14 protein-coding genes are annotated in these 18984 nt (G+C 64.0%); 6 read left to right on the top strand and 8 right to left on the bottom strand.

Annotation, left to right across the window (positions count from 1 at the left end; translation table 11 throughout):
* Positions 1-21 precede the first annotated feature (21 nt).
* The 4 genes from B0G82_RS04905 (at position 22) to B0G82_RS04890 (ending at position 5748) form a co-directional block, all read left to right on the top strand.
* Positions 22-1554 carry a sensor domain-containing diguanylate cyclase gene (locus B0G82_RS04905; RefSeq protein WP_121306806.1) on the top strand — a complete coding sequence of 511 codons (1533 nt, stop codon included), beginning with the start codon at positions 22-24 and terminating at the stop codon, positions 1552-1554.
* An 88-nt stretch (positions 1555-1642) separates the two neighbouring features.
* Complete coding sequence (locus tag B0G82_RS04900; RefSeq protein WP_121306805.1) at positions 1643-2257, top strand: DUF2239 family protein; 615 nt, start codon at positions 1643-1645, stop codon at positions 2255-2257.
* A 422-nt stretch (positions 2258-2679) separates the two neighbouring features.
* Positions 2680-4245 carry a methyl-accepting chemotaxis protein gene (locus B0G82_RS04895; RefSeq protein ID WP_121306804.1) on the top strand — a complete coding sequence of 522 codons (1566 nt, stop codon included), beginning with the start codon at positions 2680-2682 and terminating at the stop codon, positions 4243-4245.
* Positions 4246-4440: 195 nt separating this feature from the next.
* Positions 4441-5748, top strand: coding sequence for a solute carrier family 23 protein (locus tag B0G82_RS04890; protein ID WP_121306803.1), 1308 nt, complete (start codon positions 4441-4443; stop codon positions 5746-5748).
* 131 nt (positions 5749-5879) lie between these two features.
* On the opposite strand, the gene B0G82_RS04885 is transcribed toward B0G82_RS04890, so the two are convergent.
* A complete protein-coding gene (locus tag B0G82_RS04885; protein WP_121306802.1) occupies positions 5880-7535 on the bottom strand; it encodes a Na+/H+ antiporter in 1656 nt (551 codons plus the stop codon).
* Between the two features lie 384 nt (positions 7536-7919).
* Here B0G82_RS04885 and B0G82_RS04880 point away from each other — a divergent pair, with 384 nt between their 5' ends.
* Both B0G82_RS04880 and B0G82_RS04875 read left to right on the top strand, forming a co-directional pair.
* Positions 7920-9197: an EAL domain-containing protein gene (locus B0G82_RS04880; RefSeq protein ID WP_121306801.1), complete on the top strand. Its 1278-nt coding sequence runs from the start codon at positions 7920-7922 to the stop codon at positions 9195-9197.
* Between the two features lie 45 nt (positions 9198-9242).
* On the top strand, positions 9243-9938 hold the full coding sequence (locus tag B0G82_RS04875; protein ID WP_121306800.1) for a copper homeostasis protein CutC: 696 nt from the start codon (positions 9243-9245) through the stop codon (positions 9936-9938).
* Between the two features lie 94 nt (positions 9939-10032).
* Here the strand turns inward: B0G82_RS04875 and B0G82_RS04870 are convergent, their stop codons facing one another.
* The 7 genes from B0G82_RS04870 to B0G82_RS04840 form a co-directional block, all read right to left on the bottom strand.
* Positions 10033-13620, bottom strand: a complete 3588-nt coding sequence (locus B0G82_RS04870; RefSeq protein WP_121306799.1) for an indolepyruvate ferredoxin oxidoreductase family protein — start codon at positions 13618-13620, stop codon at positions 10033-10035.
* Positions 13621-13897: 277 nt separating this feature from the next.
* Entirely contained in the window at positions 13898-14869 is a 972-nt protein-coding gene (locus B0G82_RS04865) for an ion channel (protein ID WP_121306798.1), read from the bottom strand.
* Between the two features lie 239 nt (positions 14870-15108).
* Entirely contained in the window at positions 15109-15354 is a 246-nt protein-coding gene (locus B0G82_RS04860) for a hypothetical protein (RefSeq protein WP_106283867.1), read from the bottom strand.
* Between the two features lie 80 nt (positions 15355-15434).
* The gene (locus B0G82_RS04855) at positions 15435-15665 is read right to left on the bottom strand and encodes a hypothetical protein (RefSeq protein WP_012431490.1); all 231 of its coding nucleotides are present in this window, start codon (positions 15663-15665) and stop codon (positions 15435-15437) included.
* A gap of 121 nt (positions 15666-15786) precedes the next feature.
* A complete protein-coding gene (locus tag B0G82_RS04850) occupies positions 15787-16704 on the bottom strand; it encodes a carbohydrate kinase (RefSeq protein WP_121306797.1) in 918 nt (305 codons plus the stop codon).
* Positions 16701-17984: an AGE family epimerase/isomerase gene (locus B0G82_RS04845; protein WP_106283865.1), complete on the bottom strand. Its 1284-nt coding sequence runs from the start codon at positions 17982-17984 to the stop codon at positions 16701-16703. Before B0G82_RS04845 ends, B0G82_RS04850 begins: the two co-directional genes overlap by 4 nt.
* Positions 17981-18967: a LacI family DNA-binding transcriptional regulator gene (locus tag B0G82_RS04840; RefSeq protein WP_106283864.1), complete on the bottom strand. Its 987-nt coding sequence runs from the start codon at positions 18965-18967 to the stop codon at positions 17981-17983. The genes B0G82_RS04845 and B0G82_RS04840 overlap by 4 nt, the downstream gene beginning before the upstream one ends.
* Between the last annotated feature and the right edge of the window lie 17 nt (positions 18968-18984).

The following is an 18984-nucleotide window of genomic DNA, read 5'->3' as shown; positions in this document are numbered from 1 at the left end:
CATGTTCGAACGAAAAAGCCCATGGTGACGCGCCGACCGAACTTCGTGATTGCGATCAGTATCGTGCTGGCCAGTGCGATTCTTGCGATCGCCGTGTGGGTGCTGGCACAGATGCGCGACGACGCATTGCGGCGCGCCCAGGATTCGGTCTTCAACGTGTCGCTGCTGGTCGAGCGCGACGTGTCGCGCAATCTGGAGATTTACGATCTCTCGCTGCGCGCGGTGATCGACGGTCTGAAACACCCCGGCGTGCTGGAACTGGATCCGGCCATCCGCCAGATGGTGTTGTTCGACGGATCGGCGAGCGCCAAAGACATGGGCTCGATCCTCGTGACCGACGAAGCCGGCAACATCAAGTTCGACTCGCAGGCCACGCCGCCACGCCTCGTCAATCTCGCCGACCGTGATTACTTCAAGGTGCAGCGGGACTCGCCGAACGTCGGTCTGTACATCAGCCACCCGTTCATGCCGAAGGTTAGCGGCAAGCAAATCAGCATCGCGCTGAGCCGGCGCATCACGCGGCCGGACGGCAGTTTTGGCGGCGTGGTGGTCGGCACCATGCGTCTCACCTATTTCCGCAGGCTGTTCGCCGGCATGAATCTCGGCGCCGGAGGTTCGATGGCGCTGATGCTGAACGACGGCACGATGCTGATGCGGCGTCCGTTCGATCCGAAAATCATCGGTATCAATCTGACCGGCACCGCCAACTACTCGCGCTTCACCCAGCAGCCGAGCGGCGATTTCTTCGGCACGGCGGCGATTGACGGTGTCGAGCGCTGGTACGCGTTCCGCCATATCGACATGTATCCGCTGATCCTCGACGTTGCGCTGTCCACGCGCGATATCTACGTGGAATGGCGGCACCGCGCATGGATCATCGGCTCGCTGATCGCCGCGCTCGATGTCACGATCATCGCGCTGGCGCTTCTGTTCTCGCATCAGTTGCGCTATCGCCGCGCGGCCGAAGAAGAATTGCGCGTGCTGGCGCGCACCGACGGGCTGACCGGCCTGAACAATCGCCGCAGCTTCGAGGAACACGCGGAAGATGAGTGGCGCCGTGCGCAGCGCAACGCGTGGCCGCTGTCGATGCTGCTGATCGACGTCGACAGTTTCAAAGGCTTTAACGACCTGTACGGCCATTCCGCGGGCGACGACGCGCTCACGGCCGTGGCCCGATGTATCACGCAGAGCGTGCGGCGTCCGGGCGATACGGCGGCGCGCTACGGCGGTGAAGAGTTCGCCGTGCTGCTGCCGGACACCGATGAAACTGGCGCAACTTTCATCGCCGAGAAGATTCGTGCGGCGGTTCAGGCGCTTCAGCTTCGCCACGTGGCGAGTTCGCACCATGTGCTGACCGTGAGCATCGGCGTCGCCACCGCGCGAGGCGAGGCGTTCGCCACGAGCCGCGCCCTCCTGAACGCCGCCGACGACGCGCTGTACGAAGCCAAAGATGCGGGCCGCAATCGCGTGCTGAGTTCTCGCACCGTGACGCACACTTCGCCCATCGGCGGCGGCGCGGTGACACCCCGCACCGAAGCGCGTAACTCCGTCTAGAGCGAGCCGCATAAATTTACCCGGGTAATATCTTGCATTTGAATTTAACCCGGATATAATTCGACAAATTCTTCATTTGGAGTTTGTCATGACCGTCTATCCGACCACCTGCACCGCGTTCGAAGGCCATCGCCGCATCGCCTCCGGCGCCTTGCCCGACGTGGCGCTTGTCGTGAGGGAAGTACTGGCGCGCGGCGAACAGGCGCCGGTTCTGGTCTTCGACGACGTGACCAGCCGGCCGGTCGAATTCGATCTACGCGGCACGCCCGACGAGATCGTCGCGCGGTTAGCGAGCGAGGATGACGGCGCCCAAACCGCTCATGCCATTGACGACGCCGCAGAGGACACGCCACGCGGTCGTGGCCGGCCCAAGCTCGGTGTGGTGGCGAGGGAAATCACGTTGTTGCCGCGCCATTGGGACTGGCTCAATGGACAGTCTGGCGGCGCGTCGGTCGCGTTGCGCAAACTGGTCGACGCGGCGCGCGTGGCCGGCGAGAACAAGGACCGTCAGCGCGCGGCGCAGGAAGCGGCGTATCGCTTCATGACCGCGCTCGCCGGCAATCTGCCGCGCTATGAAGATGCGACCCGCGCGCTGTACGCCGACGAACGTCGGCGTTTCGACGAGATCGTCGCGGCATGGCCGCAGGACGTACGCGACTACACTTTGCGACTCGCCAACAACGCTTTCGCGACGCACGCATAAAGGCGCGCGAATCGCAGTGTCTTTGCAGGCGACGCGCGCACCGAATCGCATAGACAAAAAAAAGCCGCTCACGCGGGGAAGCGTGAGCGGAAAGTCGGAGAGTTACAACAACATCGCATGCGCCTACTCATGGGGGGCGGCGCAGCAAAACAAGTCTAAGAGCTTGCCCCTATCCGATACATCAGACGAATCCCAAACTTGTCGCTGACCCGCCGCGCACGTAGCGCCTCGTGCCCCGGCCGCGTGCGCTAAGCATTGCTTACAACATCCTGTTCCGGTTATTCCTGACATTTCGCGCATCAAGTCTCTGTGGTGCCCGCCGTAATTGAGGTGGGAGCGTCGCTACGTATCCGACAGATCGCGAAATGTTCGCGACATCGTGGCGGCTGGAGCGTCCGCCGTGACTCGTGAAGGATGGTGAAATGAAGTGGTTCGACCGCATGCCTGTGTTCAGGAAACTGCTGCTGGCGTTTGCCGTGGTGATTGGTTTTTGCGTGGTGATCGGCGCGATGTCGCTGAGTACGCTGTCGTCGATGCACGGCATTACCGACGCCATCTGCGATAAGCACATGAACGGCCTGTACTGGATGGAAGAGGCGAACCGCCACAAGATCGATTCCGATCTGGCCGCCGCGAATCTCGGCTATGCCGCCGACGACGCCGGCCGTCAAAAGTTGAAGGACAGCATTGTCGGCTCGCTCAAGGAGATGCACGCGGCCTACGACCAGTATCGCGCGACGATCGAGACGGGCAAGGGCCAGGAAATGTTCGACGACGTGCTGCGCAAGTCGGCGGTGTGGGAAGGTATCGTGCATCAGCAGATCGGCCTCGAACCGATTCCGGTGGGCGTCGACAACAACGAACTCGTGCGTCGTGCGATCGCGTCGAGCGAGGCGCTGCGCGATCGCATCACGGCGCTGATCGACTATCGCCGCCAGCAAGCCAACGACGCGCAAGCGGAAGCGTCCACCGGCTATCAGCACATGCGCATCGTCATGAGCGCGCTGGTGCTGGGCGCGATCGTCGCGGGCATGCTGCTCGCCATGGTGATCGCGCGTCGTCTCGCGGGGCAACTCGGCGGCGAACCGGATTACGCGATGCAGATCGCCAACCGCATCGCGGACGGTGACCTGAGCGTGCGCGTCGAAACACGCGCCGGCGACGCTCACAGCTTGCTGTTCGCGTTGCGCAACATGCGCGAACGGCTGGCCGGCATCGTGTCCGGCATCAGCGAGTCGAGCGAATCGATCCTGATGGCGTCGGGCGAAATCGCGCAGGGCAATACCGATCTGTCGCAACGCACCGAAGAACAGGCCGCGGCGCTCCAGGAAACCGCGTCGAGCATGCAGGAGCTGACGTCGACGGTGAAGATGAACGCCGAGAACGCGCAGCAGGCCGGCGGCGTGGCGCACGGCGCGTCGGAAGTCGCGGCGCGCGGCAGCCAACTCGTCGGCGGCGTGGTCGAAACGATGCGTGAGTTGGCGGCCGGTTCGAAGCGCATGACGGACATCATCGCGGTGATCGAAGGGATCGCGTTCCAGACCAACATCCTCGCGTTGAACGCGGCGGTGGAAGCAGCGCGTGCCGGCGAACAAGGACGCGGCTTCGCGGTCGTGGCGGGCGAAGTGCGCTCGCTCGCGCAGCGCAGCGCGGTGTCGGCGAAGGAGATCAAGGAGTTGATCGAAAGCTCGACCGCTCGCGTGGGCAGCGGCGCAGAACTCGCCGAGCGGGCCGGGCAGACCATGGCCGAAGTCACGCACGCGGTGCAACGCGTGACCGACATCATGGGCGCGATTTCGTCGGCCTCCCAGGAGCAAAGCACCGGCATCGAAGAGGTCAACCGCGCGGTCGCGCAGATGGACGACGTGACCCAGCAGAACGCGGCATTGGTCGAACAGGCGGCGGCCGCGGCAGCGTCGATGGCGGATCAGGCGAGGCAGTTGCAGGCGGCCGTGACGGTGTTTTCGCTGGAAGCGCGGCACGACTGAGGGCGCGGGTGCTCGCGCGGGTGTTCATGAAGGGCGCAACGGATTGCGCCCGCTTTCACGCCGTGCCTCGCCGCGCATTTCCCCGAGCTTGCCAGGCCCAATGGCACTCCGTACACTCGCGCCTAATTCCTGGGCGGCGCTTTGTTCCGGCGCCGCGCCACCATACATAGCGCCGAACAGAGGAGAACCCCCGCCATGGCCGATTCCTACTTCCCCCGCTGGCGTCCCCAGTCCGCGGCTGCCGAGGGCCGCATCGTCGGTACCGACGAGCGGCTCGCGTGGCCGCAGATGTTTGCGATGGGCGTGCAACACGTCGTCGCGATGTTCGGCTCGACGGTGCTCGCGCCGTTGCTGATGGGCTTCGATCCGAACCTGTGCATCTTCATGTCGGGCATCGGCACGCTGTTGTTCTTCGTGCTGGTGGGCGGCCGCGTGCCGAGCTATCTCGGGTCGAGCTTCGCGTTCATCGGTCTCGTGATCGCGGTCACGGGTTATGGTGGGCATGGCCCGAACCTGAACATTCCGGTCGCACTGGGCGGCATCATCGCGTGCGGCGTGGTGTACGCGCTGATTGGCCTGATCGTTTCGGCGGTCGGCACCAAATGGATCGAGACGCTGATGCCGCCGGTGGTGACGGGCGCGATCGTCTGCGTGATCGGTTTGAATCTGGCGCCGATCGCGGTGCGCGGCGTAAGCGCCAGCAACTTCGATTCGTGGATGGCGCTCGTCACCGTGCTGTGCGTCGGCGCGGTCGCGGTGTTCGCGCGCGGCATGTTGCAGCGTCTGCTGATTCTGGTCGGCCTGCTGATGGCGTACGTCATTTACGCGATCGTGACGAACGGTCTTGGCATGGGTAAGCCGATCGATTTCGCCGTCGTCGCGAACGCAGCCTGGTTCGGCATGCCGCACTTCACGGCGCCGGTGTTCAACGTGCAGGCGATGACCTTGCTCGCGCCAATCGCGGTGATCCTGGTGGCGGAGAACCTCGGGCATATCAAGGCAGTGAGCGCGATGACGGGCCAGAATCTGGACCGCTACGTCGGCCGGGCATTTCTCGGCGACGGACTCGCGACGATCGTCTCCGGCTTTGCCGGCGGCACGGGCGTCACGACGTATGCCGAGAACATCGGCGTGATGGCTGTCACCAAGATCTATTCGACGCTGGTCTTTGTGATTGCCGCGTTGATCGCGCTGGTGCTGGGTTTTTCGCCGAAGTTCGGCGCGGTGATCCAGACCATTCCGGGACCGGTGCTGGGCGGCGTGTCGATTGTCGTGTTCGGGCTGATCGCCGTGACCGGCGCGCGCATCTGGGTCGTCAACAAGGTGGACTTCTCCGACAACCGCAATCTGATCGTGGCCGCGGTCACGCTCGTGCTCGGCGCCGGCGACTTCTCGTTGAAGCTCGGCGGCTTCGGTCTCGGTGGCATCGGCACCGCGACGTTCGGCGCGATCATTCTCTATGCTCTTCTGAGGAGGAAGCCGGCTCAAGGTCCGGTGGCGTGAGTTTTCGCGCACGCTGAAGCACTCGTTTCTACAGGTTCGTCGCGGCGCGGCTTTTTCTTTCGCACGTTGTCTTGATCGAAGAAAAAGCCGTTGCCGCCGCCGGAATCGCACCCAAGTAGCGCAAGCGCACGTTACTTTCTTCGCGCCGTCAGTGCCGTCTCCGACAAGTCCACCTCCCGCATCAGCTTGTTCAACGTCTCGTCGTTGATCTCCTGGCTGCTGTGCAGTTCCAGCAACGCCTTACGTTCGGCTCTCATGGCAGCGAGCTTCATCCTGAACTCCAGCGCGTCGGCACGGCGCGCCAGCTCGCGCGGTTCGCGTTCTTCATCGAGCGTGGCGAGGCGGCGCCGATAGAGGTCCATCACTCGCGCCGTGACGTCTGCCGCATACGCCGACGCCGACTCATCGAGATTCCCGCACTCCCTGTCGTGCACCTCGTCGACGGCGCGAATCGCGGCTTGCGCGGCCATGGTCCGGGCGAGCGCCTCCTCGGCGGCGTGCGGATCCTTGCCGCGGCGCCAGCCGCTCAGCAGCAGCGGCAACGCCACCACCGCCACGATCAGCGAGACCAGAATCACGCCGGATGCGATGAAGATCGCGAGATCGCGGCCCGGCAACGGGGCGCCACCCGGCAACACCTCCGGCAACGACAACACGCCCGCGAGCGTCACGGCTCCGCGCACGCCGGCTACGGTCGTCACCGCAGCAGTGCGTAGGCCCGGCACGGCATTCGCCATGCCTTGTTTTGCGGCGCTGCGGCTCGCGAAATAGCGCAGCAGCCACACCCACACAAAGCGCATCGCGTAGAGCGCTCCCGCTACCGCGGCGATGTAGCCGATCAGCCGCCAGACCTGCGCGTCACTGGTCTCGTGGGCGTCGAGCAATGCCCGGCCCAGAATGTGCGGAAACTGCAGCCCCAGCAGAATGAACACCATGCCGTTGAACACGAACTCGATCATCGTCCACGTGCTGCTCGCGCGCACTCGCGATGACGCCGGCCCCGCAGTCACAATGGTCGTGTAGTTCATCATCATGCCGGCGGCGACCGCGGCCAGAATGCCGGACAACTCGAAACGCTCGGCGACCAGATAGGCGGCGAACGGAATCAGCAGGGTCATCACGACGCCGGGCGCCGGATCGCCTTCTTCGGTGAGATTCAGAAAGTGAGCCGACACGAAGCCGAACAGCCAGCTCACCGCCGCGCCGGTCGCGAGGCCGCCCACGGCGATGATCACGAAACTGATCGACGCGTCGCGCAACGAAAACACGCCGGTCAGCGCCGCGGCAATCGCGAACTTCAACGCGACCAGTCCCGACGCGTCGTTCATCAACGCCTCGCCTTCGAGAATATGCATCAGCCGCCCGGGAATCTTGCCCTTGCCGACGATGCTGGATAACGCGACCGCATCGGTCGGCGACAACACGGCGGCCAGCGCGAATGCGACCGGCAGCGGGATCGACGGCACCAGCGCGTGCACGAAGTAGCCGACCACCAGCACCGTCATAAAGACGAGGCCGAGCGCGAGCATCAGGATCGAGCGCCGGGCCATGAAGAACTCGCGCTTCGGAATGCGCCAGCCGTCCGCGAACAGCAGCGGCGGAATGAACAACATCATGAAAATTTCCGGATCGAAGGTGACGTGCAGGCCAAGCCTCGGCCACGCGAGCAATGCGCCGATCGCGATTTGCACGAGCGGCAGCGGCAACGCGATCGGCAGGACGCGGGTAAGGGCGCCCGACGCGGCGACGGCGAGCAAAAGAATCAATACGGTAAAGACAATGTCCATCGGTCTATTTCTGGGGATATAACGATGTGACTTCGGCGATGTTCGGCGAGTTTCGGCGATTCGGGCGACGCGAAGCTGACTGAGCGTAAGGTCGCAGTTTAGCCCGACGACGCGTTCCACCTCGGTCAGGGCGACATGCCGCGCCGCCAGCGAGTTGCCGACATGTTTTCATGTCGCCGCGCACCTTAACGGTGCGCGCCACGCCCACGCGCGGCGCATGCTCCCTTACACGGGTCAATCTTTCAGATAATTTTCATCGGAACGTGCGTCAGCGTGCGCATGGAGCTTGCTTAAGGGATATCGATGACGCACATTTGAGAAACGGCGCCGAGGTTGTTCGCTTCCGCGTTCCGACCGGCCCGGCTCTCGCGTGAGAGGACTTGCATGACCATTGCGCAACAGGAAAGGACGGCCAGCGCGCCACACGGTTTCGGTGTCGAGATGACGTCGGGGCTCGAACGTTTTACGGTGCAGCATGGCGAACTCACGCTGAGTAGCGTGTTTCAGCCGATTTTCAGCCTCTCGCATATGCGGGCGGTCGGTTACGAAGGGCTGCTGCGTGCGCACGACGCGCTCGACCGCCCCGTGTCGCCGCTCGACGTATTCGGCGAGGCCGCGCGCCTCGGCGATGTGCTGCAGGTCGACAAGCTGGCTCAGACGCTGCATCTGGAGAATTTCAAGGTACTCGGCGCGGAGCGCGAGTGGTTGTTCCTGAACGTGCATCCGGGCGCGCTCACCGATCCCTATCTCGCCGCTGCCTTGCTGGCAACATTGAAGCGCGTCGATCTGCCGCCGCGACGCATCGTGCTCGAAGTACTCGAGCATCGCGCCGAAGACCTGGAGCGTCTCGCCGACGCCGTGCGCCAGTTCCGCGAGCGCGGCTTCCTGATCGCACTCGACGATTTCGGCGCGGGACACTCGAACGTCGAACGGATCTGGCAGTTGAATCCCGACATCGTCAAGCTCGACCGCATCATGCTGTCGCATGCCGCGCATCGCGCCGACATGGCGACGATCCTGCCCGGCCTCGTGGCGCTGCTGCACGAAGCGGGCAAGCTGGTACTCGTCGAAGGCGTGGAAACGGAGCATGAAGCGCAGATGGCCCTCGCCTGCAACGCGGACTTCGTGCAGGGCTTTTTCTTCGGCCGTCCGAACCCGGGCGCGGCCGATGCGCTGCACGCGACCACCTGCATCAGCGAACTCACCGAGCGTTATCGCGATCAGGCCGACGCGCGCGAGCGCCGCAATGCCAGCCGGCTCGCGCCGTACTTGCGGGCTTTCGAGCGGGCCGCGGAGCGGCTCGCGGCCGGCGAACCGCTCGAGGAAGTGTGCTGGAATTTTCTGGCGCTCGATCACGCCGCGCGCTGCTTTCTGCTCGATGCGAAGGGCAAGCAGGCGGGCCGCAACGTCGTGCTGCGGGCTGATCGCGCCGCGCATGAAACGCGCTTTCTGCCGCTTGCCGACGCACAAGGCGCGAACTGGTTGCGTCGTCCGTATTTCCGCGACGCGATCAATGCGCCGGAGCGCGTGCATGTGACGCGGCCATATCTGTCGATCAACGAGGCGTTGCCGTGCGTAACGCTTTCGGTGGCGACGAGCGTCGGCGAGCAGACTTGTGTGTTGTGCGGCGATATCGATTGGGTGGACGAGGAGCGGTTCTGAGATCATGTCGTTTTCAACGATATTTAACGACACTCAGCCGCGCTTATGTCCGTCCTCCTCGAAGTCATTGCCACGACCGTTGCCGATGCGCGCCTTGCCGCGCAAGCCGGCGCTGACCGTCTCGAACTTGTCACCGCGATCGGCGAGGGCGGCTTAACGCCGAGCGTTGGGCTGATCGAAGCGGTAGTCGCCGCAGTCGAGATACCTGTGAATGTGATCGTGCGACCGCACAGCCGCTCGTTCGTCTACGACGCCGATGACTACGCGGTGATGCTGCGCGACGTGCGCGCGGTGAAAGCGGCAGGCGCGAATGGCGTCGTGATCGGCATGCTGAACGCCGCCGGCGAGATCGACCGCGAAGGCCTCGCCCGTGCGATCGATGCGGCGGATGGACTGGCTATCACCTTCCATCGTGCATTCGACGAAGCGCAAGATTTGCGCCGTTCATTCGATGTGCTGCTTGGTTTCGACGCCGTGACGAACGTGTTGACTTCGGGAGGACAACCTTCGGTGCTGCACGCAGAAAACACGATTCGAGAATTGGTGCGGCAAGCGGCCGGTTCGCATTGCACCGTCTTGGCCGGAGCCGGCTTGACGGTCGATGCGATTGCCGGTTTCGTTAGCAGAACACAAGTTGAAGCTGTGCATTTTGGCTCGGGTGTGCGCGTGAACGGCGACGGTCTCGCGCCGGTCGATCCAGACAAGATTGCAAAGGTGCGCGCACTATTGGCGAGCGCATGAATCAATAGCTAAACCAGCGAAGCAAAGAAAAATGCCGCTTCGAGATCGCTCTCCAAGCGGCATTAATTTACTTGCCTCTACGAGGCCCAAAAAACTATTTCGCCACGACCACCGGAATCCCGCGCAACTGCCCCGCGCCCTTGACATCTTCCAGCGATTTTCGCACCGACTCACCCGTCGCCGCCTCGATCTGCAAACGTACGGCCAGATCGCGCTCACCCCGCTTCACACCCGCCAGATTCGCAAGCTTCACGTGACCATAACCGCGCACACGAGCGTGCAGGTCGGCGAGCTTCGCCACGTCTTCCAGATTGCCGGCACCGAGCTTGGCGAGCGCGCGCTGCAACGTGGTTTCATAATCGCCCGCAAGTTCGCGTTCCATCTTGCGTTCCAGCGTGCGGCCGAACGGATCGAGCATCGTGCCGCGCAGGCTGCTGAATTTCGCCAGCGTGCCGAGCACCGGCCACATCCATTGACCAAAGGTTTTTTTAGAAGGATTCTTGCCCGGTTCAGGACGCGTGAGCGTCGGCGGCGCGAGATTGAACTTGATGCCGAAGTCCTTGCCGGCCACGCCTTCGAATTGGGCTTCCAGTGCTTCACGGAATGCCGCGTCCGTATGCAGACGCGCTACTTCGTATTCGTCCTTCACCGCGAGCAGACGATAGAACGTGGTCGCCACCGCACGCGTCACGCGCTCGCTCTTCGCATCCACCGAGGTTTCTGCGCGACGCGCCGCGTCTACTAGCGCGCGATAACGCTTCACGTAGCTCGCGCCGCCGTATGTCTGCAGACGTCCTTCGCGATGCGCGATCAGTTCGTCGAGCGTATCCACGCGCACGCTCTGCCTGGCGAGATGCCGCGCTTGCCACAGCGCTTCGAGCGCGGCGGGATCTTCGGCGGCGAGGCGGCCGATCGAAAACGCCAGCTGGTTCATCTGCACCGCGACGTTGTTCAATTCGATCGCGCGCATCATCGCGCCGAACGACACGGGCACCAGACCGAGTTGCCAGGCATAACCGAGCATCAGAATGTTCGCGCCGATCGTGTCGCCGAGAAAACGCGTGGCGAGCGCTTGCGCATCGCATGTCGACATGCGCTCCGGGCCGGCCGCGTGACGCATCTTGTCGAGCAACGCGTCGGCGTGCAGCGTCGCGTCCGGATTGGTCACGAACGTGGCGTTCGGAATTGCATGCGTGTTCACGACGATGCGCGTGCGGCCATGACGCACCGTTTGCAGCGCATCGGCGCTGGCACCGACCACCATATCGCAGGCGAGCAGCACATCGGCCTGTTGGGTGTCGATACGCACCTGGTTGAGCCATTCGTCGCGCGCGGCGAAGCGCACGAACGACAGCACCGAGCCGCCCTTTTGCGCGAAGCCCATGAAGTCGAGCACCGATGCGCTCTTGCCTTCCAGATGCGCCGCCATGCTGATCAATGCGCCGACCGTCACGACGCCCGTGCCGCCGACGCCCGTCACCAGAATGTCGTACGGGGCGGCGTCGAGGTGCGTTGCGGGGATGGGTAGTGCTTCGACGCGAGCGGCCAGTGCTTGCGGATCGAACGCGGCGCCCGCGGCTTTTTTCAGCTTGCCGCCTTCCACCGTGACGAAGCTCGGGCAGAAGCCGTTCACGCACGAATAGTCTTTGTTGCACGACGATTGATCGATGCGGCGCTTGCGGCCCAATGCCGTTTCAACCGGTTCCACTGACAGGCAATTCGATTGCACGCCGCAATCGCCGCAGCCTTCGCAGACTTCCTCATTGATGAAGAGACGCTTGTCCGGATCGGGGAATTCGCCTTTTTTCCGGCGCCGGCGTTTTTCAGCCGCACAGGTCTGGTCGTAGATCAGCACGGTCACGCCGTCGGTGTCGCGCAATTGGCGCTGCACGGTATCCATCTCGCTGCGATGGTGAAACGTGGTGCCCCTCGGGAATTGTTCGTGATGGCCGTCGTATTTCTCCGGCTCGTCGCTGACCACGACGAAGCGCGACACGCCTTCGGCTTCCACCTGACGCGCGATCTGCGGCACCGAGATGCTGCCGTCCACGGGTTGGCCACCCGTCATCGCGACGGCGTCGTTATAGAGAATCTTGTACGTGATCGTGGCTTTCGCGGCCACGGCCTGGCGGATCGCCAGAATACCCGAGTGGAAGTAGGTGCCGTCGCCGAGATTCTGGAACACGTGACGCGTTTTCGTAAACATCGAATGCGAGGCCCAGTCCACGCCTTCGCCACCCATCTGGATGAGACCGGTCGTGTCGCGCTCCATCCACGACGCCATGAAGTGACAGCCGATGCCCGCATGCGCGATCGATCCTTCCGGCACTTTGGTCGACGTATTGTGCGGACAGCCCGAGCAGAAGTACGGCGTGCGCTTCACGCTGTCCGCGGCGTTCGAGAGAATTTGCGGCGCGACCAGATCGACCACGCGTTCGCGGCGATCGAGCGCGGGCTTGTGCTTCGCGAGCCAGTTGGCGAACACCGGCAGAATGCGCGACGGCCGCAATTCACCGAGCGACGACAGCAGCAGCGTGCCGTCTTCGGCGTTCTTGCCAACCACGATCGGCCGCGCGCCTTGCGTGCGGTTGTACAGATAGTCCTTGATCTGCTGTTCGATGACCGGGCCTTTCTCCTCGATCACCAGCACTTCGGACAGGCCGGAGACGAACGCGTCGATCCGCGTCATCTCCAGCGGAAACGACAGGCCGACCTTGTAGATCCGCACGCCGGCCGCTTCAAGGTCGGCGACCGTCAGATCGAGGCGGCGCAGCGTTTCCATCAGGTCCAGATGTGCCTTGCCGCACGTCACGATCCCGACGTTCGCATGCGGACTCGGCGCGATCCATTTGTCGATGCTGTTCACACGCGCGAAGTGGCGCACCGCGTCGAGCTTCGCATGCATCCGCGATTCGATCGTCAGGCTCGGCAGATCGGGCCAGCGATTGTGCAGGCCGCCGGCGGGCGCCGCGAAATCCTGTGGCATGGCCCAGTCGGTGCGCAGCGCGTCGAGATCGACCGTCGAGCCGGACTCGACCGTTTCGGAAATGGCCTTGTAGCCGACCCACGCGCCCGAAAAGCGCGACAACTCCCAGCCGTACAAGCCGAACTCGAGCATGTCGGCGATGTTCGACGGATTCACCACCGGCATATGCCAGGCCATCATCGCGAAGTCGCTTTGATGCGGCATCGATGAGGACACGCAGCCGTGGTCGTCGCCGGCCACCACCAGTACGCCGCCGTGCGGCGACGAGCCGTAGGCGTTGCCGTGCTTGAGCGCGTCGCCGGCGCGATCCACGCCCGGGCCCTTGCCGTACCACATCGCGAACACGCCTTCGACGGTGCGCTCCGGGTCCGACTCCACCCGCTGCGTGCCAAGCACAGCGGTGCCGCCCAGTTCTTCGTTGATGGCGGGCAAAAAGCGGATATCACTCGCCGCGAGCAGTTTTTTCGCTTTCCACAACTGCTGGTCGACCATGCCGAGCGGCGAGCCGCGATAGCCGCTGATGAAGCCCGCGGTATTCATGCCGCGCGCCTTGTCGGCGGCGCGCTGCATGAGCACGAGCCGCACCAGCGCCTGCGTGCCGGTCAGGAAGATCCGGCCGCGCGTGGCGGTGAGGTTGTCGGAAAGCTTGTAATCGGCCAGTGCGGGCGTGCCGTCGATGGGCAGGCGAGCGGTCATGGGTGAGTCTCCGTTGTCGGTCGGAGTTGGCGCTTTGGCGCTTACTCCGATCCCATGCAACTTAGTTGCGGTTTGCATCCGCGCGCGGTGGTGGGGACCACGAAGGTGACGCAGCGAAAGAGACTCTATTTTTTAGCGCCAATGAGAGAGAATTTTTTCTACTTTGCCCGGACAGTCGCAAATGGGCGCGAAGACCCGCGCGTTTTAATGAAGTTTTGAGATGGATTTGCCGCGCAACGGGCGGAGTCGGGTAAGCCCTGGTGCGGTCCGAACCTGATTACAGCAACGTCCGCAGCGTTGCAGCGCTCGCGACGGGCGCGTCGTCGAGCGGCACGATCTCATTGAAATGCGCATAGTCGATATGGCTCACGCCGTCTTTCTCGGTCATGATGTCGACGAAACGGTGCTGCCAGTAGATCTCGTCGCACGACCACGTGTGGCGCGCCTGCATGGTTTGCGAGGTCGACTCGTCGATGCCTTCGAGTGTGAGCAGCAGCAACGTGCCGCGTTTATTGAGCGTTTCCGCGGTTTCGCCGAATAGCGGACTGCTTTCATCGACAATGTGCATCACCGTCCAGCCCAGTTTGAATACCGGGTGTTGATCGCGAACCAGCGTCAGGTCATAGAGCTTGCGCAACGTATAACCTTCGACCGTGGTTTCCGTGCGCAGAATCCGCAGCCGCGCGCGTGCCTCGGCGATCACGTTCTGACGCGCGTTGGCCGAGCGCACCATGAGCGTCGTGCGCCCGTCGAGCGGTCGGATCACCGCGTAGCGGGCAAAGATGATCTTGGCGTGCGGGCGCGAGAAGCGCGCGAAGATGAGCCCCGTTGCCAACGCGATGCCGGACATGCCGACAAAAATTTCCAGCGTGGCGATCCAGTGCGCGTAGACGGTTTGCGGATGCATGTCGCCATATCCGACCGTGGCGAGCGTCTCGACGCTGAAGAAAAACGCGCCGCCAAAACCGGCGGGAAACTGATTGGCGATGGGCGCGTTGCCCAGCATGTAGAGCGCGGCGAACGTGGTGTTGAGCAGCAGGAACAAGACCCCGAGCGATACGAAAAAAACCGGCCAGCGAACCACGAGCGCGCGGTGGTAGAGATCCTGCCAGAGCGGCGTCGGCATGCCGTGATCGATGACCACGCGATCGTCCAGGCGGAATTCGCGGCTGCCTGTTGGGCGGCGCGTCGATGCACGAACTTCAGCGTCGCCGAAGCCGGAAGGACGGTCTGACGGTTCGGTCGCCATCGCAAACTCGTGGAGATGAAAACGGCCAAAGCGTAGCACGCCGCCTTGTCCGCGAAAGGTGATTTTCGGCGTGGCGCGTGGGGCGCGACGGTGCGTCGCTGCCGTGAGTTCGCCGTGCCTGCACGGTGTTTCGGCCCGGCGTATCGACTGGCTTCAATGCGCTCGCACCGCGCATTGAAGCAAGCACGCAGCACTCACACAGTCACGCACGCGGACCGCAGCGTGCGCACGCTGCGAACTTACGGAAAGGCTCGCGGCTTCGGTATGCCTGCGCCGTGTTCGATATCGTCGACGGCTTGCTGATGAGCGGCCGCGACCGCTTCGGTCTCGTCGCCGTAGCCGTTGTCGCCGCCTACCGTCGTCCACGGTTTGACGGCTTTCTCGCGATGGCGGATTTCGTATTCCGCGTCCCAGCGGGCACCGTTGAGTTCGAGCGGGCGGACGTGGATCGAATACACGCCGTAGAGGAAGAGCTGTTCAGCCATGACCGCCTCCGGCCGTTTGGTTCAGGGTGGCGCCGAGCGATGACAAACGAGAACGCGAAAGACGCGGCGCCGGTTGCTGCCTAAAGTTCGATTTCTCCGAGGATGCGGTGAGCAAGCGCTTTGGCTTCCTCGAGCGCTTCCTCCGGCGTAGACGAAGTGGCCTCGACTTCGTAGAGCGTGGTTTCCTGATCGGCGGTGGCGTCGCCTTCGTCGCGCGAGAGGGTGACCACGCCCTGCCAGGTGTCTTTTTCTACTTCTCTTGTCGAGGCAGTGGCCGTGTAAATGCCTTTGGTGTAGGTGATGTCGTCCATGGCGTCTCTCCGTCTTCCAAAGGTTTCGGTTTTTTCATCCTAGCACGATGATGGAGCTTCCGTTCTCCGTCCCGACGGCGCTCCACGACAGTGACAATGCGCGCCGCACAAGGCAACAGAATTACAGCAGCGCGACCACCTCGTCGAGCGACGGCGCGTGCGCGCCGGCATGCCGGCAAGCGGCCGCGCCGGCGGCCAGCGCGAACGCCAGGTGCTCCGGCCATGCCCGCTGCGGCGCGGTCATCAGGCTGAACAGCAAGCCGCCAATCGATGCATCGCCCGCGCCGACCGTATCGACCACTTCGACACGCGGCGGCCGCGCCTCGGTCACCATGGCGCCGTCTATCAGCACGGCGGTCTCCGGTCCGCGCGTCACCAGCACGGTGGCGGTCGGATTCATGGCGCGCAACTGCGCCAGTGCGCCCGATTCGTCGTCGGTCTTGAACAGCAGGCGCAAGTCCTCGTCCGACACCTTGATCAGATCGGCGAGCGCGGCCATTTTCCGCAACGTGGGCTCGTAGCCGTGCTCCATCAGATTGCGGTAGTTGGGATCGAAACTGATCTTCACGCCCTGCGAACGCAACTCGGCCGCCAGCGTCGCGAGCGTGTTGCCGATCGGCTGACGCACGAGGCTGATGCAGCCGAAGTGCGCCCATTTCACCTGACCCATCCAGCCCGCCGGCAGTTGTGCCGGATCGAACGCCAGGTCGGCGCTGTTCTCGCCCATGAAGAAGTACGCGGGCGGATGCGTCTGATGGACGATCGCCAGCAGGGGCGGCCGCTCCACGCGCTGCATGAAGCGCATGTCGAGCCCGGCCGCGACGCTTGCATTCCACAACTCGTCGGAGAAGTTGTCGACGCCTAGCGATCCCGCGCACGCGGTCGGCAGACCGAGCCGCGCCACGCAGCGCGCCACGTTCCAGCCGGCGCCGCCAGGACGCGAGAGCCATTGCGACGTGCCGGTGCGTACGAGATCGGTGAGGATGTCGCCGGCTGAGACGAAGAAGGGGAATTCGTGGTTCGCGCTGGGATTGCTCATTTTGTTTGCTCCGCGGATTCGGGCGCAGCGGCCGCCCCGTCGGGCAGCGCGTGGGCCAGTACTTCGTAGCAGGCGCCCATGGTGTGATAGTCGGTCTTGCCGGCCGGACTCTTTTCGTCGCTGTACTTGCGGTTGTCGCACGTGAGGATGCGGTACCACGCGCCATACTTGTGATCGACGAAATGCGCCCAGCTATAGCGCCAGATCTCGTCGTACCAGTCCCAGAAGCGTTCGTTGCCGGTGCGCTTGCCGAGCAGCGCGGCCGTCGCGAAGGTCTCTGCCTGGACCCAGAAATACTTGTCGTGGTCGCATACGGTGCCGTCGGGGCCGAAGCCGTAGTAGAGGCCGCCGTGGTCTTCGTCCCACGCGTGCGTCATGGCGGCGTCGAATAGCTCGATGGCGCGCGGCAGCAACCACGGCAGCGGACGGAAGCGTTCGAGAATCAGCAGCAGCTTCGCCCATTCCGTCTGGTGCCCGGGCTGGAAGCCCCATGGCCGAAAGATGTTCGAGCTGTCTTCCTCGTTGTAGTGCCAGTCGACCGACCAGTCCGCGTGAAAGTGCTCCCACACCAGGCCCTGCGACAGCTTCGCCTGACGCAGCGTGATATTCGACGCCACGCGCTCCGCACGATCGAGATAGACGAGATGCCGGGTCGCTTCGTGCGCGGCGAGCAGCGCCTCGGTGGTGTGCATGTTCGCGTTTTGCCCACGGTACGAACTGACCCGCCAGTCGGGCGACGCTTCGTCGGCGTAGAGGCCCGCGGCGGCGTCCCAGAAACGGTGTTCCATCAGCTCGAAGGTTGCGCCGATCATCGGCCTGGCTTCTTCGATGCCGGCCATCGCCGCATGCGAATAGGCGAGCAGGACGAACGCAAGGCCGTAGCAGTGGCGCGTCGCGTCGAGCGTGCGCTTCTTGCCGTCGTGCCATTCGAGTTCCCAGTCGTAGCCTTCGTGCTGCGCGTCCCAATGCGCTTCGCGCAGGAACCGCAAACCGTGACGCGCGTACTCGAGATGCTGCGGGTCGCCGAACTGGCGATACGCCATCGCATAGTTGAAGACGTAGCGGCAACTGCTCACCAGATGCCGCGTGGTTTTGTCGTAGACCGAACCGTCGTCGCGGAAGAAATGGAAAAAGCCGCCGCTCGGGTCGAACACGTTCGGCGCGTAGAAACGCAGCGTGTCCTGCACATGCGAGAGCAGAAAGTCGCGCGAGCGGAAGCTCTCGACGGGCGGCGCCGCAGCGGCGCCGTTAGCGGGGTGAAGCGGATCGGATTGCGTCATGGCATTTTCACCAAAGTACTGGCACGGGCAATGAGATGGACGGGCAAACGGACTTCCAGTTCGGCGGGTGCGTCTTCGAGCAGCAGCTCGACGCCGCGCCGGCCGAGCGCTTCCTTGTCGACCGAGAGGGTCGACAGGGGCGGCGTGGCATGGGCGGCAGCGGGAATGTCGTCGAAACCGATGATGGCAATGTCCTCGGGCACGCGCAGTCCGCGCGCGAGGCACGCGCGCAGCGCGGCGAGCGCGGCGGCGTCGTTGTAGGCAAACACGGCGTCGGGGCGCGGGCCCGGCGCGTCGAGCAACTGATGCATGGCGCGCGCGGCGCCGCTGTCGGGGTCGAGGCCGGCGTCGATTGTTACTTCCAGTGACGGGTCGAATAGCAAGCCCGCTTCGAAGAACGCGCGCCGGTAGCCGAGCGCGCGCTGCGCGATGCTGAAGTGCGCGAGCGAGCCGCCGATGAACGCGACACGCTTGCGCCGCTGCTCGAACAGATGCCGCATGGCGAGCATGGCGCCCGCGGCGTTGTCGAGATTCACCGAGCGCATGCCGGGCGCCCACAGGTCGATCAGCACGAGCGGGCGCTGCATGGCTACCAGCGTGGTCAGCGTTTCGGGCTCGACGAAACCGGCGATCGCCACCGCGTCCGGCGCATGCAGGCGCATCTGCTGGATCACGTCTTCGGTGGGACCGGCCGTCAGCACGGACGGCACGATACCGCGCTCGCGGCAGGCGTCTTCCACGCCGTGCAGCACGTGCGAGAAGAACGGGCTGACGGCGAAATTATTGTGCTGACGGTGCAGCAGAAACGTGAGACGGCGGATGCGCGGGCGCAACTGGGCGGCGTCATAGCCGAGCTTGCGCGCCGCTTCGACGACGCGCTCGCGGGTGGCCTCGGAAAGGCCCGGCTGGTTCTTCAATGCGCGTGAGACGGTGCCGATCGACACGCTGGCCGCGCGGGCGACGTCGCGGATGGTTGTGGCCATCGAATCAGGCGGACGCG

Origin of the sequence: Paraburkholderia sp. BL17N1, from assembly GCF_003634175.1 — a bacterium.
GTDB lineage: Bacteria > Pseudomonadota > Gammaproteobacteria > Burkholderiales > Burkholderiaceae > Paraburkholderia.
Note: the sequence above shows the minus strand (reverse complement) of the source record. Positions and strands in the feature narration are given on the sequence as shown.